This is a genomic window from Candidatus Methylomirabilota bacterium (assembly GCA_003104975.1).
Lineage (GTDB): Bacteria > Methylomirabilota > Methylomirabilia > Methylomirabilales > Methylomirabilaceae > Methylomirabilis.
The window spans coordinates 186,303-208,531 of sequence record PQAM01000004.1; the positions used below are offsets into that span (position 1 = coordinate 186,303).

28 protein-coding genes are annotated in these 22,229 nt (G+C 58.8%); 8 read left to right on the forward strand and 20 right to left on the reverse strand.

The genetic code is table 11. The annotated features are described in order from the left end of the window. The first annotated feature begins 4 nt into the window (after positions 1–4). Positions 5–670 (forward strand): hypothetical protein, encoded by a 666-nt coding sequence (locus C3F12_02130; protein PWB48579.1) that lies wholly within the window; start codon positions 5–7, stop codon positions 668–670. 25 nt (positions 671–695) lie between these two features. Here C3F12_02130 and C3F12_02135 read toward each other — a convergent pair whose 3' ends face one another. Beyond that, entirely contained in the window at positions 696–1,418 is a 723-nt protein-coding gene (locus tag C3F12_02135) for a hypothetical protein (protein PWB48632.1), read from the reverse strand. A 209-nt stretch (positions 1,419–1,627) separates the two neighbouring features. Between C3F12_02135 and C3F12_02140 the strand changes: the two genes are divergently transcribed. Both C3F12_02140 and C3F12_02145 read left to right on the forward strand, forming a co-directional pair. Continuing rightward, positions 1,628–2,944 (forward strand): hypothetical protein, encoded by a 1,317-nt coding sequence (locus tag C3F12_02140; protein ID PWB48580.1) that lies wholly within the window; start codon positions 1,628–1,630, stop codon positions 2,942–2,944. 150 nt (positions 2,945–3,094) lie between these two features. Further along, a complete protein-coding gene (locus tag C3F12_02145; GenBank protein PWB48581.1) occupies positions 3,095–3,391 on the forward strand; it encodes a hypothetical protein in 297 nt (98 codons plus the stop codon). Positions 3,392–3,407: 16 nt separating this feature from the next. Here C3F12_02145 and C3F12_02150 read toward each other — a convergent pair whose 3' ends face one another. Continuing rightward, positions 3,408–3,737: a hypothetical protein gene (locus C3F12_02150; protein ID PWB48582.1), complete on the reverse strand. Its 330-nt coding sequence runs from the start codon at positions 3,735–3,737 to the stop codon at positions 3,408–3,410. Next, the gene (locus C3F12_02155) at positions 3,734–3,973 is read right to left on the reverse strand and encodes a hypothetical protein (protein PWB48583.1); all 240 of its coding nucleotides are present in this window, start codon (positions 3,971–3,973) and stop codon (positions 3,734–3,736) included. The genes C3F12_02150 and C3F12_02155 overlap by 4 nt, the downstream gene beginning before the upstream one ends. Positions 3,974–4,486: 513 nt before the next feature. Between C3F12_02155 and C3F12_02160 the strand changes: the two genes are divergently transcribed. The 5 genes from C3F12_02160 (at position 4,487) to C3F12_02180 (ending at position 7,982) form a co-directional block, all read left to right on the forward strand. Continuing rightward, the gene (locus C3F12_02160; GenBank protein PWB48584.1) at positions 4,487–5,932 is read left to right on the forward strand and encodes a menaquinone biosynthesis decarboxylase; all 1,446 of its coding nucleotides are present in this window, start codon (positions 4,487–4,489) and stop codon (positions 5,930–5,932) included. Between the two features lie 92 nt (positions 5,933–6,024). Then, positions 6,025–6,207 carry a hypothetical protein gene (locus C3F12_02165; protein ID PWB48585.1) on the forward strand — a complete coding sequence of 61 codons (183 nt, stop codon included), beginning with the start codon at positions 6,025–6,027 and terminating at the stop codon, positions 6,205–6,207. Between the two features lie 27 nt (positions 6,208–6,234). Beyond that, on the forward strand, positions 6,235–6,525 hold the full coding sequence (locus C3F12_02170) for a hypothetical protein (protein ID PWB48586.1): 291 nt from the start codon (positions 6,235–6,237) through the stop codon (positions 6,523–6,525). 120 nt (positions 6,526–6,645) lie between these two features. Continuing rightward, positions 6,646–7,440, forward strand: coding sequence for a hypothetical protein (locus C3F12_02175; protein PWB48587.1), 795 nt, complete (start codon positions 6,646–6,648; stop codon positions 7,438–7,440). 32 nt (positions 7,441–7,472) lie between these two features. Then, the gene (locus C3F12_02180) at positions 7,473–7,982 is read left to right on the forward strand and encodes a hypothetical protein (GenBank protein ID PWB48588.1); all 510 of its coding nucleotides are present in this window, start codon (positions 7,473–7,475) and stop codon (positions 7,980–7,982) included. An 85-nt stretch (positions 7,983–8,067) separates the two neighbouring features. On the opposite strand, the gene C3F12_02185 is transcribed toward C3F12_02180, so the two are convergent. The 17 genes from C3F12_02185 to C3F12_02265 all read right to left on the reverse strand — a co-directional run bounded on the left by C3F12_02185 (position 8,068) and on the right by C3F12_02265 (position 21,928). After that, on the reverse strand, positions 8,068–8,337 hold the full coding sequence (locus tag C3F12_02185) for a hypothetical protein (protein ID PWB48589.1): 270 nt from the start codon (positions 8,335–8,337) through the stop codon (positions 8,068–8,070). Next, positions 8,337–8,738, reverse strand: a complete 402-nt coding sequence (locus C3F12_02190) for a hypothetical protein (protein PWB48590.1) — start codon at positions 8,736–8,738, stop codon at positions 8,337–8,339. Before C3F12_02190 ends, C3F12_02185 begins: the two co-directional genes overlap by 1 nt. 40 nt (positions 8,739–8,778) lie before the next feature. After that, positions 8,779–9,429, reverse strand: coding sequence for a redox-sensing transcriptional repressor Rex (locus C3F12_02195; protein PWB48591.1), 651 nt, complete (start codon positions 9,427–9,429; stop codon positions 8,779–8,781). A 14-nt stretch (positions 9,430–9,443) separates the two neighbouring features. Then, positions 9,444–10,901, reverse strand: coding sequence for an NADH-quinone oxidoreductase subunit N (locus tag C3F12_02200; protein ID PWB48592.1), 1,458 nt, complete (start codon positions 10,899–10,901; stop codon positions 9,444–9,446). 1 nt (position 10,902) lies between these two features. Then, complete coding sequence (locus C3F12_02205; protein PWB48593.1) at positions 10,903–12,531, reverse strand: NADH-quinone oxidoreductase subunit M; 1,629 nt, start codon at positions 12,529–12,531, stop codon at positions 10,903–10,905. A gap of 15 nt (positions 12,532–12,546) precedes the next feature. Continuing rightward, positions 12,547–14,439 (reverse strand): NADH-quinone oxidoreductase subunit L, encoded by a 1,893-nt coding sequence (locus C3F12_02210; protein PWB48594.1) that lies wholly within the window; start codon positions 14,437–14,439, stop codon positions 12,547–12,549. 153 nt (positions 14,440–14,592) lie between these two features. After that, positions 14,593–14,904 carry an NADH-quinone oxidoreductase subunit NuoK gene (locus C3F12_02215; GenBank protein ID PWB48595.1) on the reverse strand — a complete coding sequence of 104 codons (312 nt, stop codon included), beginning with the start codon at positions 14,902–14,904 and terminating at the stop codon, positions 14,593–14,595. A gap of 79 nt (positions 14,905–14,983) precedes the next feature. Then, a complete protein-coding gene (locus tag C3F12_02220; protein PWB48596.1) occupies positions 14,984–15,562 on the reverse strand; it encodes an NADH-quinone oxidoreductase subunit J in 579 nt (192 codons plus the stop codon). Beyond that, on the reverse strand, positions 15,493–16,479 hold the full coding sequence (locus C3F12_02225; protein ID PWB48597.1) for an NADH-quinone oxidoreductase subunit NuoH: 987 nt from the start codon (positions 16,477–16,479) through the stop codon (positions 15,493–15,495). The genes C3F12_02220 and C3F12_02225 overlap by 70 nt, the downstream gene beginning before the upstream one ends. Positions 16,480–16,499: 20 nt before the next feature. Further along, entirely contained in the window at positions 16,500–17,807 is a 1,308-nt protein-coding gene (locus C3F12_02230) for an NADH-quinone oxidoreductase subunit F (protein PWB48598.1), read from the reverse strand. Positions 17,808–17,862: 55 nt separating this feature from the next. Then, positions 17,863–18,339, reverse strand: coding sequence for an NADH-quinone oxidoreductase subunit NuoE (locus C3F12_02235; GenBank protein ID PWB48599.1), 477 nt, complete (start codon positions 18,337–18,339; stop codon positions 17,863–17,865). 124 nt (positions 18,340–18,463) lie between these two features. Further along, positions 18,464–19,636: an NADH-quinone oxidoreductase subunit D gene (locus C3F12_02240; protein PWB48600.1), complete on the reverse strand. Its 1,173-nt coding sequence runs from the start codon at positions 19,634–19,636 to the stop codon at positions 18,464–18,466. Beyond that, a complete protein-coding gene (locus C3F12_02245) occupies positions 19,629–20,135 on the reverse strand; it encodes an NADH-quinone oxidoreductase subunit C (protein ID PWB48601.1) in 507 nt (168 codons plus the stop codon). The genes C3F12_02240 and C3F12_02245 overlap by 8 nt, the downstream gene beginning before the upstream one ends. Then, positions 20,123–20,482, reverse strand: coding sequence for an NADH-quinone oxidoreductase subunit A (locus tag C3F12_02250; GenBank protein PWB48602.1), 360 nt, complete (start codon positions 20,480–20,482; stop codon positions 20,123–20,125). The genes C3F12_02245 and C3F12_02250 overlap by 13 nt, the downstream gene beginning before the upstream one ends. Positions 20,483–20,531: 49 nt before the next feature. Next, entirely contained in the window at positions 20,532–20,867 is a 336-nt protein-coding gene (gene atpE, locus C3F12_02255; protein PWB48633.1) for an ATP synthase F0 subunit C, read from the reverse strand. Between the two features lie 76 nt (positions 20,868–20,943). Continuing rightward, positions 20,944–21,663 (reverse strand): ATP synthase F0 subunit A, encoded by a 720-nt coding sequence (gene atpB, locus C3F12_02260; protein PWB48603.1) that lies wholly within the window; start codon positions 21,661–21,663, stop codon positions 20,944–20,946. Between the two features lie 49 nt (positions 21,664–21,712). Then, the gene (locus tag C3F12_02265) at positions 21,713–21,928 is read right to left on the reverse strand and encodes a F0F1 ATP synthase assembly protein I (protein ID PWB48634.1); all 216 of its coding nucleotides are present in this window, start codon (positions 21,926–21,928) and stop codon (positions 21,713–21,715) included. Between the last annotated feature and the right edge of the window lie 301 nt (positions 21,929–22,229).

Sequence of the window (22,229 nt, forward strand, 5' to 3'; positions counted from 1 at the left end):
ATTCATGAAAATCGACACTGTCATCAAGGTGGGCGGCAGTCTCGGCCGGTGGCGAGGGATCGGAAAGCTGCTCGATTCCATTGAGCAGTGGAGAGGCTCCGCTAACGTATTGGTCGTTCCGGGCGGCGGCGTCTTTGCCGATCTGGTGCGGACCGAGTATCGCCGATCACGGCTTACCGAACGCACCGCGCATCGGATGGCCATCCTGGCGATGGATCAGTACGGTCTTCAACTGTGCGATCTCGCCTCTCTGGCCACGCCCGTCTCCAGTCTGCATCAGATCACGAGGGTTGTCCGAGACGGTCGCCTTCCGGTCTACCTCCCCTCCCGATCCCTCTTACGTTGGGATCCCTTTACGCCGTCGTGGGGTGTGACCTCGGATTCGATCGCCGCCTACATCGCCGGCCTCGTAAAGGCCGATACCCTACTGCTCTTGAAGTCTGTAGACGGACTCTTCGCGCAGGATCCGAAGGCGAACCTATCGGCGCCCCTGCTGCCGAGCATTACGCGTGTACAGCTCCAGCGTTACGGCGGTGTGGATCGTGAGTTTGGCGGATGGCTGAACGGGATCGCGTGCTGCTGGATCATCAACGGGACGCATCCCGCTCGTGTGAAAGAGTGGCTGGAATGCAGGAGAACAGTCGGGACCTGCGTGGTTATGCGGCAATAAGCTGTCAGCCGTCAGCTTACAGCTCTTAGCTGACCGCTAATGGCTGATAGCTGAGCACCGAACGCAGGAGCTTCACCTGTTCGGCAGACAACGCCCCACGCCGCTCCCCCCCTGCACATGCTGCACCTCGCACACCGACAATATCGGCGCCGAGCGCCAGCGCCCTGGGAAGATCCGCCAACTGTAGGGAGCCCGCCAGACCGCAGAAGAGACCTCGATCGTGGCATGCCTGAACGAACCGGGCGATGGCGTCTTCTGAAAGACACTGAAAGAGCGAACGCCCGTCTTTGATGGCGGTATCGATGAGGCATCCCTCAACAAAGGGGACAGCAGCATCAGGCAGCTCAAACGGATCAAGCGAGCCCACGCGGGCGGCATCGGCGTACGCACAGGCCACCAGACCCACGGTACTGTTCATCATCCGCAACGCGCCGCTGACGGCACCAAGCAGGCAGGCGGCCTCCGCCCCTGTCCGAGCGCCCAACAGTCCCACCTTGACGTATCGGACCCCGCAGGTAGCCGCCCCCAGACCGGCGAGGGCGACAGTTCCCGGCAGATTCGGAACATCGCCGATCGCTGCGCTGACAGGGGTTGCGCCCCGGACCGCTCGAACGATTGCCGTGATCGTCTCCGGCCGCGCCGCCCCCAGCGATCCCTCGGCCGGGTTCTTGACATCAATGATATCCGCCCCACCGGCCAAGGCGGCTGCCGCCTCGTGCTCGTCCCGTACGCTGATCATCAGCTTCATCGCGCTCTCCACAAACTGTGCCTTCATGCGTAACCGTTGGTTTGTATCGGAAAGCGCCGGGAGGTGTCAAGGAAGAAATGCGTGAGCGGTCGCAAGAGGGCTTCGACAGGTTCCGGAAGGAACTCCCAAGAAGCTTCCCAGCCGTGACGAAAGGAGACGACAGATCGTAGACAGTATCCTGAGGTTCATTCACTTGAGCGGAATACCTCATGATGTTAAGCTGGGTTCGCATTCGGCGTGACTCGATGATGTGGGAAACCAAGCGCCGGATCGAGATTGTGATCTTGAGGAATTCACATCGGCGCCCGGTAATCCGCCGACGGGAGATATACCCAATGCAGCGACGGATTTCGATCGATCAACTCAGAGTCGGGATGTACGTGACCGGTCTCGATAAATCCTGGTTCAACACCCCTTTCTGGCGCCACCACATGCAGATCAGCAATGATGATCAGATCCGGGCGTTACGGAAGGCTGGGATCCGCTATGTGGAAATCGATACAGAAAAAGGGCCAGATCTCCCCTGTCCAGTCGACGCCATTGATCCGATGGATATCGCCCAGAGGCCATCCGGAGACGTTACTCCATCCAGCTTTGAAGAGGAGTTGCCGTACGCCAAACAGGTCTATGCGGAAGCCAAGCGGACGATTCAACAGGCCATGCAGGACGCCCGAATGGGTCGGATGGTTGATCTGACGGCCACCAGCAATGTGGTGAACAAGATGGTGGACAGCCTACTGCGCAATCCCCATGCACTCAGCAGCCTCTCCCGCCTCAAGAGCTTTGATGAATATACCTTCTTCCACTCCGTCAATGTGGCTGTCCTCGGGTTGACGATGGGCCGATCTGTCGGGATGTCTCGCGACACCCTGTTTCAGTTGGGATTGGGGATGTTGCTGCACGATCTCGGGAAGATGCTCGTTCCCATCGACATCCTGAATAAACCGGCCCGCCTGGAGCCTCATGAGTTCGAGATTATCAAGCAACATGTCTTGCGAGGGGTAGAGCTGTTGTCCCAGTCGAGTGGTTTTTCCGAGCAGGCCGTTCACCCGGCCCTGGAGCATCACGAGCGACTGGACGGAAGCGGATACCCCTTTGGCCGGAAGAGGGCCCAGGTGAGCCGGTTCGGCCTGATCAGCAGCGTCGCGGACATCTATGATGCCATGACCAGCGATCGCGTCTACCACAAGGGTATGCCGGCTGTCCAGGCGCTGCGTCACCTCCACGGCCTGGGACTCGAACGGCGTCTTGAGCTCTCGCTCGTGCAGACCCTTGCCCATAGCCTCAGTATCTACCCGGTGGGGACCTGCGTGCGACTTTCCTCCGGCGAGATCGGCGTCGTCAGCCGACCGAACCCGCAACAGCCGTCGCAGCCGGGACTATTACTGGTCGCCGATACGACCGGCGCCCGCTACGGGCGCCCGCACCCGCTTGATCTGGCAGGGGACCGCCGGTCGATCGCGGCAACCCTCGATCCCTCCACGATCGGAATCAATCCGAATGACGTAATCGACGCAGCGGTATAAAACGTGACAGCTCGAGGTATCAGCGACACGGGAGACTCCTTGTGATCGTCTTTGAAAAGAGACCCGGGGGTATCATCCTGGTCATCACCGGATGGGATATGGGTATCGCCGAGCGGCGGTACTACCAACAACATCGGAGAGGGTAAAGAGATGGGAAAGGCTGTCGGAACGGTGAAAGAAACCCCCGCAGATACTATGACCGTCGAGGCGTCCTCAGCGAACTCGAGGAAGCGCCGATTGAATTCGCCCTGGACGAGGAGTTGCGCCGGTAGATCCTACAAGGTCGCAAGGGGGCGCCGACTCCGGAATATCTCGATCAAGCTTGATCCGGCGCAGATCCAGGCGCTGAAAAAGATTGCGACGATCCAATCGATTCCCTACCAGACCTTAATCCGCCAGTGGCTCGCAGAGGGCATCCGCCAGGCCCTGCACCTCACGGCGAAATAAGACGGGTTCGGGATGCTTAGCGGATCTCTACCACCTTTTGTCCGCCCTGCAAGGCACTGAGGATTTCGGGTAGGACTCGGGCAAAGGCATCGAGCAGTGGACCCTTCCGACAGTTGCCCAGACGCACCCAGACTACTGATGGCCCGCCGGCGCCCAGATTAACCAAGTGCAGGAAATCCTCGTCTTTGCTGACGATCACATAATCTTCTGCATCTGCATACCGCCATATTTCCAGGTCGCTGGCCTCATCGAGTCCCAACTCCATTACATGTCGGGATTCGAGCCCCTGTGTCTGCAAAAAGCGACTTAACGCAATGGGGAGTTGGTTATCGATGAGGAACTTCATGCAACATGAAGAATAAGGTGGTCGGTCTGGTGCGCGGCGTACTGCAACGCGGCAAGGACATCCTCCCGTTCAAGAAACGAGTAATCTTCCAGGATCTCCTCAATAGTGGCTCCTGCTCCCAAGAGTTCCAATACGTCGCTCACGCGCAGGCGCTTCCCTCGAATACACGGTCGTCCCCCACATTTCCCAGGTTCAATAGTGATGCGTGATAACAGCTCAGGATCGACGTGTGTCATGGCACACAACCTCCGAACGTAACCTCGTATGAGGCTCTAAGCAAAGGGGATCCATACTCAACATGGTCTAAATAGCTCTCGTTGCCAACCGAGAGGTGAAATCCGTCTCTCAAAATATCAGCAACTTCAACCTCAGCGAATTGTAATCCCGTCATGGTGGGTGTCAAGAAGAAAGGGTACGGAGAAGGCGTGAGGGGAAACCGGAGCGGCTTGCCGCCTACCCCATTTTTGCTTGCCGACCTCACCTGCCTCCGTTATAGTGACAGCGATCAATAAGGCAGCGACCAGCCGCGTAGGGGCGCTGTTTGCTGCGCCCTCTTTGGGCCGGGCAAGCCCTGCCCCTACATCAATCACTAGTACTTAATTAGGAAAGTTAGCGTATGAAATCCGTCATACCCGCGAAAGCGGGTATCCAGTAAAATCAATGGATTCCCGCTTAAGGACTGCGGGAATGACGTTACGGGTATTTTTGCAACCAAGTACTAACCACTACTCACTCATCACTGTCGTTATATGGCATACGACGATCTGCGGGCTTATATAGCGGCGCTGGAGCAGCGGGGGCTGCTGAAGCGGATCAAGACCGAGGTCGATCCGATTCTCGAGGTCACCGAGATCACCGATCGGGTCAGCAAGCGGCTCGGCCCTGCCCTGCTGTTCGAGCGGGTCAAGGGTTCCTCTATGCCGCTCCTGATCAACGCCTTTGGGTCAGAGGCGCACCTCTGCCTGGCGTTGCAGCGTGGGTCACTAGACGAGTTGGCAGAAGAACTTGGGGGGATCTTCGAGATCAAGAGCCCGGAGGGGTGGCTCGAAAAGCTCAAAATGCTGCCGAAGCTTACGGAAATGGCGAGCTATCTCCCGAAGCGGGTAAAGGACGGCCCGTGCAAGGAGGTGCGCATCACGAAAGAGCCCTCGTTCGACCTGTTGCCGGTCATCAAGTGCTGGCCGCTGGATGGCGGCCGGTTCATCACGTTCCCCCTGGTCTTTACAAAAGATCCGGAGACCGGCACGCGCAACTGCGGCATGTATCGGATGCAGATCTACGACGAACGGACCGCGGGCATGCACTGGCACATCCACCACGGCGGGGCCAGACACTACGAGAAAAACCGGCGATCGGGACGCCGCACCGAGGTCGCCGTGGCCATCGGACCCGATCCGGCAACGACCCTCTCGGCGGTCATTCCGGCGCCCGACGGGGTCGACGAGATGCTGATCGCCGGCTTCCTGCGGAAGCGGGCGGTCGAGATGACGCCGTGCGAGAGCGTCGACCTGGAGGTCCCGGCCAACGCCGAGATCGTGCTGGAGGGGTATGTCGAGCCGGATGAGCTGCGCCTGGAGGGGCCGTTCGGCGACCACACCGGCTTTTACTCCCTCCCCGACTATTACCCTGTCTTTCACCTGACGGCCGTCACTCACCGTCGCAACCCGATCTACCAGACCACCATCGTCGGCCGACCGCCCATGGAGGATTGCCACATGGGGACGGCTGTGGAACGGATGTCGCTCCCCCTCCTGCGAAAACAGTTGCCGGAGATCGTGGACTTTCACATGCCGTTCGCCGGGGTCTTCCACAACTTGGTCATCGTCAGCATCGACAAGACCTACCCGGGCCACGCGCGCAAGATCATGCACGCGATCTGGGGCATGGGCCAGGCGATGTTCTCGAAGGTGATCGTGGTCGTGGATAAGGAGGTGAACGTCCGCGATCCGGCCGAGGTAGTCTGGAAGGTCCTGAATCACATCGATCCGGAGCGCGACATCGAATTTGTCATGGGTCCGGTTGAAACGCTGGATCATGCCAGCCGGCTGCCAAAATACGGCTCCAAGATGGGGATCGACGGTACGCGGAAGTGGAAGGGGGAGGGGTTCGCGCGCGACTGGCCGGAGGAACAGGTGATGGATCGCGAGACCAAGACCCTCGTGGACCGGCGCTGGCAAGAGTACGGTTTGGATTAAAGAGCAGCCATCAATCACAACTGTAGGGGCGTGGCATGCGACGCCCAAAGAGGGCGCAGTAAACTGCGCCCCTACGTTTGGAGGAACCAGATATGAACAATCCCGTGCGAAAAATAATGTTCACAACACTTATGATCAGTATACTGCTGGTGGCCCAGGCCGTTCACGCGGCCCCTGTCCCGGACTTTACGATGCCGCTGCTGGACGGCAAGTCGGTCGCGCTGAAGGATTTTCGCGGCAAGCCGGTACTCATCAACTTCTTTCACTCGAAGTGACCCCACTGTCAACGGGAGGCTCCCGTTCTGGCAAAGATCTACCAGCAGTATAAGGGCAAGGGGCTTGTGATGCTGGGCGTTAACGTATTCTGGGATAACGAGGCCGACGCACGGAGGTTTATCGAGACGTACAAGATCCCTTATTCTGTAGGACGCGATACCACCGGCGAGATCGGCAGGCGCTATCAGATCGAAGGAACGCCGACCACCTTCCTGATCAATAAAGACGGCAGTCTCTTCGGACGATCGAAGGGGGCGATGACCGAGGAGGAGTTTCAAAAAGCTATCGATACTCTCCTCAATCAGAAGGGAAGGTAACAATCGATCGTACACCTCTTGACGCCAGGCTGTTTGCAGCAGCTAAGAACCCCGTTCGATGGAGCTGAACGTGGTCCATGCTCGGGTGAATGATCAACTGACTCGTGGAGGAAGAGTAACGTGGCCATCGATCCGACTAAACCGAAGCGCGTCCTCGTGATTCACGGGGTCCAATCAGGAACGGACGCCGACCAGAACCAGCATCAACTCGTCAAAGAGCTGATCAAGAACCGTCTTAATAACGCGCCGCTCCGTTTCGAAACCGAGATGTACCGGTACGAAAACATTAATGATGAGGCTCAACGGCAACTTCGGCAACTACTGAAGCTGTTTCTTACGAACATCATCGCAGAGAAGGTCGTGGACCTCACCGCGGATACTGTTTTGGATGTTCTGATTGCCCTGAAAGGCGACACAACGGCCCAGAAGATTCGTCAGGGCCTTGTGGATCGGCTCCTCGAAATCCATGAAGAAGGGAACCCGCTCTATCTGGTCGCCCACAGTTTGGGAACGATCTATGCCTTTGATGCAGTGAATCAGTTGATTGGTACGCCAGGGCTCTTTGAGCGGGACAATAGAAAGTCGTGGCCGGCACTCGGCCTGATTACCCTTGGCTCCCCGATCGGTCTCCGGATGTTCAAGCGCGACCAAGTGAAACCACTTGGGCGAGGCAGCACCAAGTTTCTCCGCTGGATCAACTATTGGGATCGCACCGACCCTGTCGTGAGTGGTTCATTCTATGGAAAACCCTATGAAGGCTATGTCATCGCCGAGCGGTTCAAGACGGACGGTGACGACTGCGGTTGGATTATTCATGACAAGGTCGTGGATGTCGGGAAGGCATGGTTGTCGGCCCATATCGGCTATTGGTTCCACCCAGGACTTGGGGATGATCTCGTAAGTCTTTTGGGTTGATTACGCCAATTTGGTTGCGGAGGATTCAGAGGATGAGATCTGCTCTGCGCGGGTTGCTGCTGGTGGTTTTGATCCTGTCAGGTTGCGCCTCTCGCTATGTGTATTCCGGAACTCTGGAGGCGCCGGATTCCGTGGGAAGCGCGACCCAGCACCTCATCTACTGGAACAAGACGGCACGACCGCTCTGGTATGACACCCAGGAGGGAAGTGTCCGCATCTTGCCACAATGCAGTCTCAATACGTTGAGCTATGACGAGCAGCCGAATGGGATTATCTTTCGCGCACGTGATCGGGACAAGCATGTGCTGGAAAATCTTCCGGACAAGCATATCTGTGGCCGAATCCTGAATGCCAACCGGATCGTGGATCTACCAGAAGGAGAGATCAGCGTCACGGTCTTTTGCCAGGACGTCCCGCAGGACGATTTGGAATCCCCTCAACCCTACCTCAAGGCACGCGAGCAGCCCTATACGTTTCCCGTATCGCGGCGGGAAGTGCAAGACTTCAAGGAAATTCCGAAGCGGCCGCCGTGTAATCGGTAGCATCGTGTGTAAATCCGATGATTCAATCTGACTGTCGGGCAGAATGCTCGTGGAACCCTACGGGATCTCCATCAAACGGAACGCCTTAAGCCGCCACCTCTACCCGTGGCTTTACCAGTCGTGAGCGGGGCGGGGCAACCTTCTCGATCTTGACGTACACCACTGACTGCCCCGGCTCCCGGCGAGCGTTCGCCAACGCAAGGTTCCTGGCGCATAGTTCTTGGTCCTCCTCTGGCAGGAGGACGACTAAGGCGTTTTCCGGGATCTGCTCGGCCATGTCGGGATGCTCAACGAGGTAGAGGTCGAACTCCGTCGACAGCTTCAGGTTTTTCGTGAACAGTTCTTGCTCCGTCATCATCTCTTCCTTTTCAGATACGCCTCTTTGTACCGTGCCCAGTTCTCGTCGATGTCCTGATCAGCACATGTCAACGCCTCCCCTAGGTCCTTGGTGAGTAGGGGAATCTTCTCTAGGGTGCCATCGGGGCGAATCCTATCCATATGAGGAAAGCCATGGGCGGTATCGTAGCGAATGACCGGGTACCAGTTTCCGTCGATGAAGGTCTCATACTGCACCGCGAACCGCTTCACGGCCCCATGTTCAGTGACGTGTTCATGCCGCTTTCTGTCATTCACAGTAAGGAGGTAAGTGTAGCGGGTGACCTTCATCACGCCCCCCCTCTCGCGAGTTACTCTAACCTTACTTGATTCAATGTAAAAATCCAAGGACTTCGTAGTCATGCAGAGTACACCCGCCATAACCGGTCCTCGCTTGGCTGCAAGCAGAAGGCGTCGGGTATCAAGGCGTGCGGGGGCGCGGCTGCTCGGCGCGGGCGATGTGATAACTGAGCGTCTTCAGGAGGGCCGACAGGTCGACGTTCTGGACCTTAACCGAATCGGGGGCGGCCAGTTGGGCGGGGGCAAAATTGAGGACCGCCGTCACCCCGCCCTTGACCAACGCATCGAGGACCGCCTGAGCGCCGGCTGCCGGAACGGCCAGGATCCCGATCTTGATCTTCCGCTTGCGGACAACCGAGGCGATCGACCCGGTATCCATGACCGGGATGCCATCAATCTGGCGACCGACCTTGGCCGGGTCACGATCGAATACGACGGAGATTTTGAAGCCCTTCTCCTGAAACCCCTTGTAGGCGATCAAGGCCGAACCCAGATTCCCTAATCCGACCAGCGCCACCTCCCAGCCCCGCTTCAGCCCGAGAATCTCCTCCAGGCTATGCCGCAGCGGGGTGACGTAGTATCCCAGACCCCTGATGCCGAACTGGCCGAAGTAGGCCAGGTCTTTCCGTACCTGGGCGGAGTTCAAACCGAAACGATCGGCCAGTTGCTTGGACGAGATGCTCGTCGTTCCCTCATTCTCCAACTCCTCCACACAGCGCAGGTAGATCGAAAGCCGGGTGACCGTCTTCTCGGGAATCTTGATCGCTTTCATGGCCAGAGTTCCTCTCATCCTACAATTGCGGAGACCGACTGCCGCGCCAGATCGAGCAGGCTCGCCGGGAACAGACCAAGGTGAAGGGTTCCCAGGACGGACACCAGTACGGCCAGGACGGCCGCGGCAGGCGCCGCGACGAGCGGTGACGGGGATGCTGTCTCACTCATGTACATAATGACGACGACGCGAAGATAGTAGTAAACCGATACGACGCTGTTCAGTACACCGATCACGGCCAGGCCGGGGTAGTGGCCTTCAAGGGCGGCGCTGAAAATATACAGCTTGCCCATGAAACCGGCCGTGGGGGGGATCCCGGACAACGAGAACATGAAGACCGCCATGCAGGCCGCCAGGAACGGCCGCTGCCATCCGAGACCCGCATAGTCGCTCAGCAACAGTCGCTCTCGCTTGTGGTGTTGCACCGCGATGATGACGGCGAAGACGCCCAGGTTCATCAGGGCATAGACAACCAGGTAGAAGAGGATACCGGCGACCCCCGATGATCCGCCGGCGACCAACGCCACCAACAGATATCCGGCGTGCGCAATAGAGCTATAGGCGAGCATCCGCTTGATGTTGCTTTGAGCCAGGGCTACCAGATTGCCGATGGTCATAGTCAGGACCGCCAGGACCCAGATCACGACCGACCAACGAACGTGAAGAGCAGGGAGCGCCAGCAGGAATACCCGCAGGAAGGCGGCAAAAGCCGCCGCCTTAGTCCCCGCGATCATAAAGGCCGTGACCGAGGTGGGCGCCCCCTCATAGACGTCAGGAACCCACATATGAAACGGGACGGAGGCGATCTTGAAGCCGAATCCAATCAGCAGCAGGCCTCCCCCGATCCAGAACAGAGGCGACGGAGGATCCCCATCAGCCAGAAAGGCCATGATCTGTCGAAGGACGGTCGTGCCGGTCGCCCCATAGATCAGGGCGATGCCGTAGAGGAAAAAGCCGCCGGCAAAGGCCCCCAGCAGCAGATACTTGAGCGCCGACTCGTTCGAGCGCAGTTCGGTCTTCCAGAACCCGGCGAGGATATACAGGGCCAGCGAGAAGGTTTCCAGCCCGAGAAACATGACGATCAGGTCCCCCCCGGCGGCCATCAGCATCATCCCCAAGACCGAGAAAAGGATCAGACTGTAATACTCGCCCTGATCGGCGGTAGCTGTGCCAAGATGACCCATTGACAGCAGGATGGTGAGGATCCCGATCAGGCCGAGCACAAGGTAAAAGAAGAGGGTAAACCGATCCAAGACAACCGCGTCGTGAACCCCGTACCCAATCGTCCCCCATGAACGGATCGACAGCACAATGGATACCGCCAGCGCAATCACGCTCAGGATGGCAGCAACCTGCTTCCGACCCGACGAAGGGAAGAGATCGATCATCAGCGTCGCGAAACCGCCAACGGCCACCGGTATAAGCGGCGCAAACACAGTCCAGTCAATCTGAGGCAGCACCAGCTCTGTCAATTCACATCTCGCACGTGAAAAGCGGGGTTTGGGGGTTGGGGGTTGGGGTCTTACCCCATACCCTATACCCCATACCCTCGTCTCTTACCCTACACCCTATCGTTCGCACTTCATGCCGCGCACTCCGCGCCTCGGACGTCGCGTTCCGCATTCCGTCCAGGAGCTGTCCCACCGACGCATCCATCCGTCTGAGGAGGGGATTCGGATTCAGGCCGATCCATACGATGAGCAGGATAATCGGGACCAACATCGCCATCTCACGGCGGCTCATATCGCGAAGCGTCAGGTTGTCGGCACGACGGCTTTGCCCCCACATCACCCGTTGCCACATCCAGAGCATATAGATCGCCGCCAGGACGATGCCGATGGCGGCCAGCACCGCCAACCCCTTGTGGACGCGGAACGTTCCGGCCAGGATCAGGAACTCCCCGACAAACCCGTTCAGGCCAGGCAGACCGATGGACGACATGACCACCACCAGGAAACAGAGCGCAAAGCGCGGGAGCGGTCGCGAGAGCCCGCCGAACTCCTCGATCATCCTGGTGTGGCGTCGCTCATAGATCATCCCGACCAGCAGGAAGAGGGCGCCGGTCGAGAGGCCATGATTGACCATTTGCAGGATAGAGCCCTCCACGGCCTGCAGGTTCATGGCAAAGATCCCGAGCATGACGAACCCCAGGTGGCTGACCGAGCTGTAGGCGACCAGTCGCTTGAGATCATCCTGCACCATGGAGACCAGCGCACCGTACAGGATGCCGATAACGGCCAGCACGGAGATCAGCGGGGTAAAGGCAGCGGCAGCCTCCGGAAAGAGCGGGAGCGCGAACCGAAGGAATCCGTACGTCCCCATCTTCAACAGGACTCCGGCCAACAGGACGCTCCCAGCCGTCGGCGCCTCCACGTGGGCATCCGGCAGCCATGTATGAAACGGAAACATCGGCACCTTGATGGCAAAGGCCAGCGCAAAGGCGGCAAAGAGCCACAGTTGGGTGTCATAGGGGATCGACCCGCCGATCAACTCCAGCAGATCAAACGTCAACCAGCCTGTACTGCTGCGATACTGAAAGGCTACCGCGATCATCGCCAGCAGCATCAGGACACTTCCTGCCATCGTATAGAGGACAAACTTCACTGTGGCATAGACCCGCCGCCGCCCGCCCCATACGCCGATCAGGAAATACATCGGGATCAGCATCCCCTCCCAGAAGACATAAAACAGGACCAGATCCAGGGCGACAAAGACACCGATCATGCCGGCTTCAAGCAGCAGCATGCAGATCATGTATGCCTTTATCCGGTTCGTGATCCCGGAGAAGGAGGCCAGGATCGCGATAGGCGTAAGCAACGTCGTCAGCAGCAGCATCGGCAGGCTGATCCCATCTACGCCGAGCAGATAGCTGCTGCCGATCGCGTCGATCCATGGCGCCCGCTCAACGAATTGCATCCCGGCCTCGGTCGGATCAAAGCGCGCATACACTATCAACGAGAACAGGAGGGTGAGTCCGGCGACGGCCAGTGTAAGCCGCTTGATCAGCGGCTCACGAGCCCCGTCCACACATGCAAGCACCAGGACGCCACAGAGCGGAACGATAATCAGTATTGAGAGGATCGGCCAATCTATCTGGTGCATAGTGTCCGTTGCATCCTATCCGGAAAACGCCAGGTACCCCAGGAGGACCACGGCGCCCACCAGGATTGAGAGGACATAGGCCGGAACCTCGCCGGTCTGTAGTCGCCTCAACAGGCTCCCGGCCCAAGCTGTAAGCACCGCAATACCGTTGACCGACCCGTCGATGGCACGCGCATCGAGCGCCTCCGACAGCATCCGGGCAGAGCCGACGGTCGGCCTGATCACGGTCGCATCGTAGAACTCATCAACCCAATATTTATGCAAGAGGATGCGGTAGAGGGCCGGGTGGCGCTGGGCCAGTCGTTCGGCCCTATTGGGATCCAGAAGGCAGTACCGATAGGCGACGACAATCCCGCCCACAGCCATCACAAGGGCCGCAACCGCAAGCACGACCTCGGAACCCAGGTCGGCGGCGCCCTCATGCCCCGATGCGGGAAAGACCGAACTCAGAAATCGCTGAAAGAGACCCGATCCCGACGGGACGCCGACAAAGCCGACGGTGGCCGATCCGAACGCCAACAACAGAAGCGGCAGGCGCATACTCCACGGCGCCTCATGTACGTGGCTCATCGTATGGACGTCAAGTCTCGGCTTTCCCTCGAAGGCGAGAAAGTAGAGACGAAACATGTAGAGCCCGGTACCCGCGGCGGTCAGCACACCGATGATCCAGAGCGGCATATGCCCCGAGGTGTAGACGGCAGCAAGGATCTCATCCTTGCTCCAGAAGCCGGCGAAGGGGACAACCCCGGCATTCGCCAACGCGCCGACCAGAAAACTCCCGGCCGTAACGCGAAGCGACTGCCGAAGAGCGCCCATGTTCCGAATATCCTGCTCGCCGGCCAGCGCATGAATCACCGAACCGGCCGACAGAAAGAGGAGCGCCTTGAAAAAGGCGTGGGTCATCAGGTGGAAGATCCCGGCGGCGTATGCCCCAACCCCCAGACCCAAAAACATATAGCCAAGCTGCGAGATGGTCGAGTAGGCGATCACCCGCTTGATGTCGGTCTGCACCAGGGCGATGCTGGCGGCATACAGGGCCGTGAGACCACCGACCCAGGCCACAATTTCGAGGCTGACCGGGGCCAGTTGAAACAGCGGCGCGGAACGCGCAACCAGGTAGACGCCCGCCGTCACCATGGTGGCCGCATGAATCAGCGCCGAGACGGGGGTCGGGCCCTCCATCGCATCGGGGAGCCAGACATACAACGGCAGTTGCGCCGACTTGCCGGTGGCCCCGATAAAGAGCAGAAGGGTGAGCAGCGACGCGGTCATAGAACCATACGCCAGCACGCTCGGTGCATCGGCCGAGACGATCCGAAAGTCCAGCGATCCGAACAACAGGATCATCCAGATCAGTCCGACCACCATGGCGGCGTCGCCGATCCGGTTGACCAGGAAGGCCTTAGTTCCGGCAGCCGCCGCCGCCGGCCGCTCAAACCAGAAACCGATCAACAGGTACGAACAGAGGCCGACCCCCTCCCATCCCACAAAGAGCAGGAGGTAGTTGTCGGCCAGGACGAGGATCAGCATCTCGGCCAGGAAGAGGTTGAGCAGCGCAAAGAAGCGGTGGTAGTCGCGATGCTCCTTCATATAACCGATGGAGTAGATGTGGATCAGCAGGCCGACGCCGCTCACCACCAACGCCATGACGGCAGAGAGAGGATCGAACAGGAACGCGAAGGAGACCGAAAGGTCGCCGGAGGCGATCCAGGAGCCGAGGGAGGCGTGGAGTACACGCGCCTCCCTCGGCAGTGATAGGAGATCGGCAAGCGAGAGTACCGAGAGGATCAGCGAGAGTGCCGCAGCCCCGCAGGCGAGTGCCGCTATCAGGCCTCTCGACATCCGACGACCTGCCAGGCCAACGATGAGGCTCCCCACCAGCGGGATAACCGGAATCAGCCAAATCATAGGTCAGGGTAGGGGGTGTGGGGTGTAGCGCTTAATTGCATTAATATCCCTGACGTCATTCCCGCAGTCCTTAAGCGGGAATCCATTGATTGTACTGGATACCCGCTTTCGCGGGTATGACGGCGTATGTGCGCTAACTTTCGCAATTAAGCACTAGCCTTTAAGGAGATTAATCTCATCCACATTCACCGACTCTTTGTTTCTGTACAGCGCAATAATGATGGCCAATCCCACAGCCACCTCAGCCGCCGCCACCGCCATCACAAACAACACAATGATCTGCCCATCCATCGAGTGCAAGAACCGTGAGAATGCTACAAAGGTCAGATTGACCGCATTCAGCATCAGCTCGATCGCCATGAAGATCACCAGCGCATTACGGCGGATCAGGACCCCCGCCACCCCGATGACAAACAGCGCGGCGCTCAGGATCAGGTATGCGCTCAACGGCACAGTCGCTGTCATTGCACTTCACACCTCGCACGGGGCGCAGCAAGCAGCGCCCCTACAAACCCTATACCCTAAACCCTATACCCTGTCTTTGCTACTTCCTGGCCAGGACCATGGCGCCAATAATGGCAATGAGGAGGATGACCGACATAATCTCAAATGGGATCAGAAAATCGGTGAATAAAAGGCGCCCGACGACTTGCGTCGTTCCGATGGCGCCGACAGGTTCGGACGCTCGGGGGCCCTGGGGCGCACGAACGGTCCAGGAGCCGACAGGGATCGCCAGTTCAAGCAATAACAGCAGCGCCGCACCAGCGCCAAACAGAAGCCTGGGGCGATCCCGCTGCAACCAGGCAGGCAGTTCATGGCCCAGATCCAGCAACATGACCACGAACAGGAACAGGACCATGATCGCGCCGGCGTAGACGATCACCTGGACGACGGCGATAAACTGGGCCTGCAGCAACAGGTAGAGCCCCGACAGCGCAAAGAAGGTCCCGACCAGCGAGAGGGCGCAGTAGACCGGACTGCGCAGGACGATGACCATCACTGCGGTCACAAGCGCTATGACCGCCAGCGGAACGAACATCACCCATTCCATCCCTACCTCAACGCCACGAAGATGGCCGTCACTATGACATTGGCCAGCGCGACCGGCAGCAGCACCTTCCATCCGAATCGCATCAGTTGGTCGTATCGGAAGCGCGGCAGCGTCCCTCGCAGCCAGATAAAGAGGAAGATTACAAGATAGAGCTTGATGAGAAACCAGACCACCGGCGGCAGCCACGGCCCCCTCCACCCGCCCAGGAACAACGTTGTCGTCATGGCCGATACCGTAATCATGTTGGCGTACTCCGCCATAAAGTACATGGCGAACTTCATCGAACCGTACTCGACATGGAAGCCGGCGACCAGCTCCGTCTCGGCCTCCGGCAGGTCGAAGGGCGCGCGGTTGGTCTCGGCGACCGCACAGATCAGGAAGATGAGGAATCCGATCGGCTGCAGGAGGATAAACCAGGTCCTGGCCTGGGCGCCCACAATCTCTACCAGGCTCAGCGACTGCGACAGCATCACCACCCCGATCACCGACAGACCCAATGAGAGTTCATAGCTGATCATCTGGGCCGAGGAACGCAACCCCCCTAACAGCGCATACTTGTTGTTCGATGCCCACCCGCCCAGGACGATCCCATAGACGCCCAGCGAGGCCACACCAAAGACGTACAGCAGTCCGATATTGACGTCGGTGATGACCAGGTCGATGGTCTGTCCGAAAAGCCGGACCTGGTCTCCAAAGGGGATGACGGCAAAGGAGATGAGGGCGGGGATCAAGGCGATCGCAGGGGCGAGGAGGTAGAGCGTCCGGTCGGCCGCCTGAGGGACGATCTCCTCCTTGAACAGGAGCTTGATCGCGTCGGCAATCGGCTGCAGCAGCCCGTGGGGACCGACCCGCATCGGACCGAGCCGGACCTGGATGTCGCCGATGACCTTCCGTTCCAGCCAGGTCAGGTAGCTGACGCTCAGCAACATCAGGCCGAAGACTACAACGATCTTCGTCACCATGATAACGAAGAAGGCGCCCTCTGGCATTGTGTGCTCCTGTCGCTTGTCTACGTTTGGTGCTCAGGCCTGGCCCAGGCCCCGACCTGGGCTCCAAACGGACAGCGTTGCTCGACAACGTGCCGCTCGAATTCATCGCGAAAGTACTTCAGATAGCTTTCAATCGGCATGGCGGCGGCATCGCTTAAGGGGCAGATGGTCTTCCCCTTCATGTTATCGCAGATATCCAGGAGCAGATCGAGATCGGCCTGCCGCCCGCGGCCTTCTTCAATCCGTCTCAGCGTCTTGTGAAGCCACGCCGTCCCCTCCCGGCATTGGGTGCACTGTCCGCACGATTCATGGTGATAGAATCGAGTCACGATCTCCCCTACCCGGACCATGCAGGTGGTCTCGTCCATCACAATGACGCCGCCCGAGCCGGCCATCGAGCCGGCCATGGCCAACGATTCGAAGTCCATCCGGGTATCCAGGTGCCGCTCGGTCAGCACCGGCACCGAGGAGCCGCCCGGGATCACCGCCTTCAGGCGACGCCCCTCGCGCAGCCCGCCCGCATGCTCAAAGATCAGCTCCCGCATGGGCACGTCGATCGGGCACTCGTAGATGCCGGGCCGGCGAACGTGGCCGCTGACACCGAAGATCCGGGTCCCTGTGCTCTTGGTGGTGCCGATGCTCGCAAACCACTCGGCCCCTCGCATGACGATATGCGGGATATTGCTGAGGGTTTCCACATTGTTGACGACGGTGGGTTTGCGATAGAGCCCCGATGTTGCGGGAAACGGTGGCTTCAGCCGCGGCAGCCCTCTTTTGCCCTCCAACGATTCCAATAGGGCGGTTTCTTCCCCGCAGATATAGGCGCCGGCCCCACGGTGCGCGTGAATGTCGAGGCTGAAGCCGCTTCCCAGGATGTCTGTCCCAAGCAAGCCACGGGCGGTCGCCTCGCCGATCGCCCGTTCGAGAATGCGGGCGCCCGCGACAAACTCGCCCCTGATGTAGATATAGGCGTTCCGACACCCGATGGCATAACCGGCCAGCATGATCCCTTCGAGGAGTTGATGCGGGTCCCGCATGATCAACTCGCGATCCTTGAATGTCCCCGGCTCGCTCTCGTCGGCGTTACAGACAAGATACTTGGGAAGGTCCGAATCCTTAGGAATAAAGCCCCATTTGACACCGGTGGGGAAGCCCGCGCCTCCCCGCCCCCTGATCCCCGAGCGTTTCACCGCGTCAATCAGGTTGGCAGGCGTATGCTCCTTGAGCGCCTTCGCAATGGCCTGGTAGCCGCCGGTCGCCTCGTATTCCGCGAGGGTCCCGCGATACCCCGGGATCTCAAACCGCTTTGTGAGGATCTTCTCAATCATAGATATGTAGGGGCGCTGCTTGCTGCGCCCTCCTTGGGCAGGATAAATCCTGCCCCTACGGATCTCTGTCGGCTGATTGCTGCTTCAACTGCTCCACCAATCCATCCACATCGCTGGGCGAAACCGAACCGAAATAGTCCGGCCCGACCTGGATGACGGGGGCGTGCCCGCACGCCCCAAGACACTCCACCCGCTTGAGCGTGAACAGACCATCGGCCGTCGTCTCGCCCGCGCTGACCCCCAGTACCTCTTCAAGACGCCGGATCACCTGCTCGGCCCCCAAGAGCGCACAACTGAGGTTGTGACAGACCCAGATCTCGCGCCACCCACCAGGCTTCAGGCGGAACATATCGTAGAAAGTGGCGACCTCTGCGACCTGGATCGTGGGGACGTCAAGACGGGCGGCCAGCGCACGCATGGCGTCCTCCGTCAAATACCCTGCCTCTTCCTGATACAGGTGCATAAGCGGTATCAGCGCGGAACGCCGATCAGGATATCGCGACAAGATCGCTTGAATGGCCTCTTCCGTCATCTCATCTCAAAAGCCAGGTACAGGGTTTAGGGGATAGGGTGTAGGGTATAGAAGAAAACTAACGCCCCGCGAATTTTCCTTTGTCTGTCTAAACCCTATACCCTTTACCCTATACCCTGCTTTTCTATCGATCGACCTCGCCGAGTACAATGTCGATGCTGCCGATGATCGCCACCAGATCGGCCACCAATCGCCCCTCCACCATCCGCGGCAACGACTGCAGGTTCACGAAGGAGGGCGCGCGAAAATGGACGCGGTACGGTTGGTTGCTGCCGTCGCTGACCAGATAGACGCCATACTCTCCCCTCGGCGACTCAACGCTCTGATACACCTCGCCTGTCGGCACCGTAAACCCCTGCGACCAGAGCAGAAAATGGTGAATGAGCGCCTCCATGCTTTGCTTGACCCTCGGCTTGGGCGGCGGGATCAGCTTTGGATCGGCGACGACGACCGGCCCGTCAGGGAGATTTTCCAGCGCTTGGCGAACGATCGCCACGCTCTGTCGCATCTCAAAGAGACGACACAGGTATCGGTCGTAGACATCGCCATGACTGCCTCGGGACATCTCGAAGTGAAATTGCTCATACCCCGAATAAGGGTTCGACTTGCGGATATCCCACGCGACCCCACAGGCCCGCAGACTTGGGCCGCTCAGGCCGAGATCGACAGCCTCGTTCGGCTTGATCACACCCACCCCTCTGGTCCGCTCGATCCAGATCGGGTTATTCGTCAGCAGGTCTTCATACTCAGCCAGACGGTTGGGAAAACTGGTGATAAACGACTGAACAGTCCGCTCGAACCCCTCGGGCAGATCGGCAAACAGGCCGCCGATCCGAAAGTAACTGGACATCATCCTGGCCCCTGACACCTGTTCGTACATGTCGAGGATCGCCTCGCGCTCCCGAAAGGTGTAGAGGAACATGCTCATCGCCCCGATATCGATGGCATGGGTTCCCAGCCAGACCAGGTGGCTGCCGATCCTGGTCAACTCCGTCAGCATGACGCGGATGACCTGCGCTCGCGGTGGAACCTCGATACCGAGCAGCTTTTCGACGGCCAGGACATAGGCCAGGTTATTGCTGAGGGGGGCCAGATAGTCCATCCGGTCGGTAACGGGGATGACCTGCTGGTACCGTTTGCTCTCCGCGATCTTCTCCATGCCCGTATGCAGATAGCCGATATGCGGCGTGCATCGGATAACGATCTCCCCGTCCAGCTCCAGGACCAGACGCAGCACACCGTGGGTGCTGGGGTGTTGGGGCCCCATGTTGATGGTCATGGTGCGCTGTTCAGCCACCCGCCGTCCCCTCTTCCCACCACCGTGGAGAGGCCTGCACCGGATAATCCTTTCGGAGCGGGAATCCCTCCCACCCCTCCGGCATAAGGATCCGCCGGAGGTCGGGGTGGGTGTCAAAGCATATGCCGAACATATCGAAGACTTCACGTTCATGCCAATTGGCGGTGCCCCAGACGGCCGTGACGCTGGGTACAGCCTCACCCTCATCGACCCGTATCTTGAGCCGGATCCGCGATTTGTATTGGAGAGAATAGAGATGGTAGACGACCTCGAAACGTGGATGGTCTCCGAACCGATCGACAGCGGTGAGATCAGAAAGGAAATCGTAGAGAAGACCGGGATCCTCTCTTAGGTACCGGCAGAAACGAATAAGGTCGCCGGACCCGACAAGGAGGGTCGTTTCATTGCAAAAGCTTCTGGTCGAGAAGGCTGCATCTGGGAATCGTTCTCGCAGTTTTGATACGGTGAGATTCTCCTCGGTCCCCTTTACGTCACCCATTCCAGGCCCCCCTTCTTCCAGACATACACCAGTCCGATCAGGAGGATACCGAGAAAAAGAACCATTTCCACTAACCCGAATAGTTTGAGGCTATTCAGGGTGACCGCCCACGGGTAGAGGAACACGATCTCGATGTCGAAGACAATGAACAACATCGCGACCAGGTAAAACTTCACCGAAAATCGCTGCCGGGCGGAGCCAACCGGATCAATCCCGCACTCGTACGGAATAGCCTTCGCTGGAGTGGGCCGCCGAGGCCCGAGCATATGCGAAACAAAGAGCGTGCCGAGGGCAAAACCGGTCGCCAACAGGATCAGGATAATAATCGGTAGATATGACAGCAGCACCGTGTCCTTCTCCTGGGCGATCGGTTGTCGCCCTCAACCTCACTGTCGGCTATGCACCCGGCACCACGTACTTGATGAAAGGATTCGCAAAGAAAATGATCAGCGCAACAAGCAACACATAAATCGCCAGCGACTCGATCAATGCGAGACCGATGATCATCGCAACCTGAATCTTCGGAGCGGCTGCCGGCTGTCGTCCCATCGCCTCCAGTGCGCTGACGATGGCCCGGCTCTGGCCGATGGCGGCCGCACCGGAGGCAATCGCCATGGCAAATCCACCCGTGAGGACCGAGACGATAAAGAAATTCGACGCGCCCGACGCACTGGATGACTCAGGCGCGGCCCCTTCAACGGCGAGAGCGATCTGGGACCCAAATATTAACATGACCGTGACCAACAGCAGCGCGAGCGCTCCTTGCATACGACTCATCGGCACAACTCCTTTCAGAATTTAGATGGGGTTAGTGGTGCTCCTCGTGTTCGACGTGAACGGCTCCGGCGATATAGACCATGGACAGCATAACGAAGATAAAGGCCTGAACAAAACTGGTAAAGAGGCTCAGGGGCATCATGATACCCAGATAGATGACGTACGGAATCCCCAACCAGATCAACGACAGCAGGATAATGATGACGCTCTCTTCCCCGAAGATGTTGCCGAACAACCGGATCGACAGCGAGATCGGTCTGGCGAGGTGACCGATCAACTCGATAGGAAACATGATGGGCGCCAACCATATGATCGGTCCGCAGAAATGCCGCAAATAGGCCACGATCCCCTGTTCCCGTATGCCGAAGTAGTTATATGAGAGGAAGATGGTGATGGCGAGGGCGGCTGTCGTGTTGAGATTCGCCGTCGGGGGCTTGAGGCCGGGAACCATGCCCAGGAGATTGCCGACAAGAATGAACAGGCCGGCCGTGCCGATCAGGGGGAGGTAGCGTTTGCCGTCGTGTCCGATCATCTGCGTCAGCAGATCCACAAAGGTCTCGATCACCACCTCCATGAAGTTCTGGACCGGCCCCGGTACCGCCTGGAGCTGCCGCGTCGCCAGATGCGACACGACGATCAGGATGGCCATCACCAGCCATGCCATAGCGATATGTTCCGGTATCCAGGCCCCGGGAATCCCGATTGCCCCGAGAAAATTCGGAATCTGGAAAACTGTCGGATGATGCTCCATCACGCCTCCCCGTTTTTGTGCGGGAAATCACATACAGGCCGCAAAAAAATCAGCCTCCCCAATGTTTGAGATCCTTCATAAGATTGAGAAAACCCGCCGCAACCCCGAAGATAAAGAACAGAATCATCAGCCACGGCGACGTACCCAGCCAGCGATCCAGGGCGATGCCGATCGCGGCCCCGATGGCGATCGAGGCGGCAAACGTAATTCCGAGTGAGCTCAGTCCCGCGAGCTGCCGCCACAGTCGAACCTGATTGTCCTTCATGATCCTGCCGATAACATCCTCCCTCACCCCCCTTTATCAAAGGGGAAATGGGGGGATTTGCTTTTACCGCGTTCAATCTTACTCTAGTCCTCCCCCTTCCGCACTGTCAAGGTTCGCCCGTATCAGTGTTAAGTGTTTAGTGTTGAGTGGCCAGTGTCTACTTGCGTAAGTACTCGTCATACTCCAACAACCCTATCGTCATTCCGGCGGAAGCCGGAATCCAGTGTTTAGAAGCTTCTGGACCCCGGCTTTCGCCGGGGTGACGGCTGGTTGTAGCGCTGACTTTTTGCGCCTCGCCACT

Excerpts from the sequence above, each read along its gene's own strand:
- C3F12_02140 (PWB48580.1), top strand. The coding sequence starts at position 1,628 with ATGATGTTAAGCTGGGTTCGCATTCGGCGTGACTCGATGATGTGGGAA.
- C3F12_02205 (PWB48593.1), bottom strand. The coding sequence starts at position 12,531 with ATGCACCAGATAGATTGGCCGATCCTCTCAATACTGATTATCGTTCCG.
- C3F12_02235 (PWB48599.1), bottom strand. The coding sequence starts at position 18,339 with ATGACGGAAGAGGCCATTCAAGCGATCTTGTCGCGATATCCTGATCGG.
- C3F12_02150 (PWB48582.1), bottom strand. The coding sequence starts at position 3,737 with ATGAAGTTCCTCATCGATAACCAACTCCCCATTGCGTTAAGTCGCTTT.
- C3F12_02130 (PWB48579.1), top strand. The coding sequence starts at position 5 with ATGAAAATCGACACTGTCATCAAGGTGGGCGGCAGTCTCGGCCGGTGG.
- C3F12_02225 (PWB48597.1), bottom strand. The coding sequence starts at position 16,479 with ATGCCAGAGGGCGCCTTCTTCGTTATCATGGTGACGAAGATCGTTGTA.
- C3F12_02195 (PWB48591.1), bottom strand. The coding sequence starts at position 9,429 with ATGAAAGCGATCAAGATTCCCGAGAAGACGGTCACCCGGCTTTCGATC.
- C3F12_02215 (PWB48595.1), bottom strand. The coding sequence starts at position 14,904 with ATGACAGCGACTGTGCCGTTGAGCGCATACCTGATCCTGAGCGCCGCG.
- C3F12_02245 (PWB48601.1), bottom strand. The coding sequence starts at position 20,135 with ATGGGTGACGTAAAGGGGACCGAGGAGAATCTCACCGTATCAAAACTG.
- C3F12_02265 (PWB48634.1), bottom strand. The coding sequence starts at position 21,928 with ATGAAGGACAATCAGGTTCGACTGTGGCGGCAGCTCGCGGGACTGAGC.
- C3F12_02210 (PWB48594.1), bottom strand. The coding sequence starts at position 14,439 with ATGATTTGGCTGATTCCGGTTATCCCGCTGGTGGGGAGCCTCATCGTT.
- C3F12_02165 (PWB48585.1), top strand. The coding sequence starts at position 6,025 with ATGAACAATCCCGTGCGAAAAATAATGTTCACAACACTTATGATCAGT.
- C3F12_02145 (PWB48581.1), top strand. The coding sequence starts at position 3,095 with ATGGGAAAGGCTGTCGGAACGGTGAAAGAAACCCCCGCAGATACTATG.
- C3F12_02220 (PWB48596.1), bottom strand. The coding sequence starts at position 15,562 with ATGGAAGGTGCTGCTGCCGGTCGCGCTGGCCAATGTCATAGTGACGGC.
- C3F12_02185 (PWB48589.1), bottom strand. The coding sequence starts at position 8,337 with ATGACGGAGCAAGAACTGTTCACGAAAAACCTGAAGCTGTCGACGGAG.
- C3F12_02230 (PWB48598.1), bottom strand. The coding sequence starts at position 17,807 with ATGATTGAGAAGATCCTCACAAAGCGGTTTGAGATCCCGGGGTATCGC.
- C3F12_02180 (PWB48588.1), top strand. The coding sequence starts at position 7,473 with ATGAGATCTGCTCTGCGCGGGTTGCTGCTGGTGGTTTTGATCCTGTCA.
- atpB (PWB48603.1), bottom strand. The coding sequence starts at position 21,663 with ATGGAGCATCATCCGACAGTTTTCCAGATTCCGAATTTTCTCGGGGCA.
- C3F12_02160 (PWB48584.1), top strand. The coding sequence starts at position 4,487 with ATGGCATACGACGATCTGCGGGCTTATATAGCGGCGCTGGAGCAGCGG.
- C3F12_02190 (PWB48590.1), bottom strand. The coding sequence starts at position 8,738 with ATGGCGGGTGTACTCTGCATGACTACGAAGTCCTTGGATTTTTACATT.
- atpE (PWB48633.1), bottom strand. The coding sequence starts at position 20,867 with ATGTTAATATTTGGGTCCCAGATCGCTCTCGCCGTTGAAGGGGCCGCG.
- C3F12_02135 (PWB48632.1), bottom strand. The coding sequence starts at position 1,418 with ATGAAGCTGATGATCAGCGTACGGGACGAGCACGAGGCGGCAGCCGCC.
- C3F12_02155 (PWB48583.1), bottom strand. The coding sequence starts at position 3,973 with ATGACACACGTCGATCCTGAGCTGTTATCACGCATCACTATTGAACCT.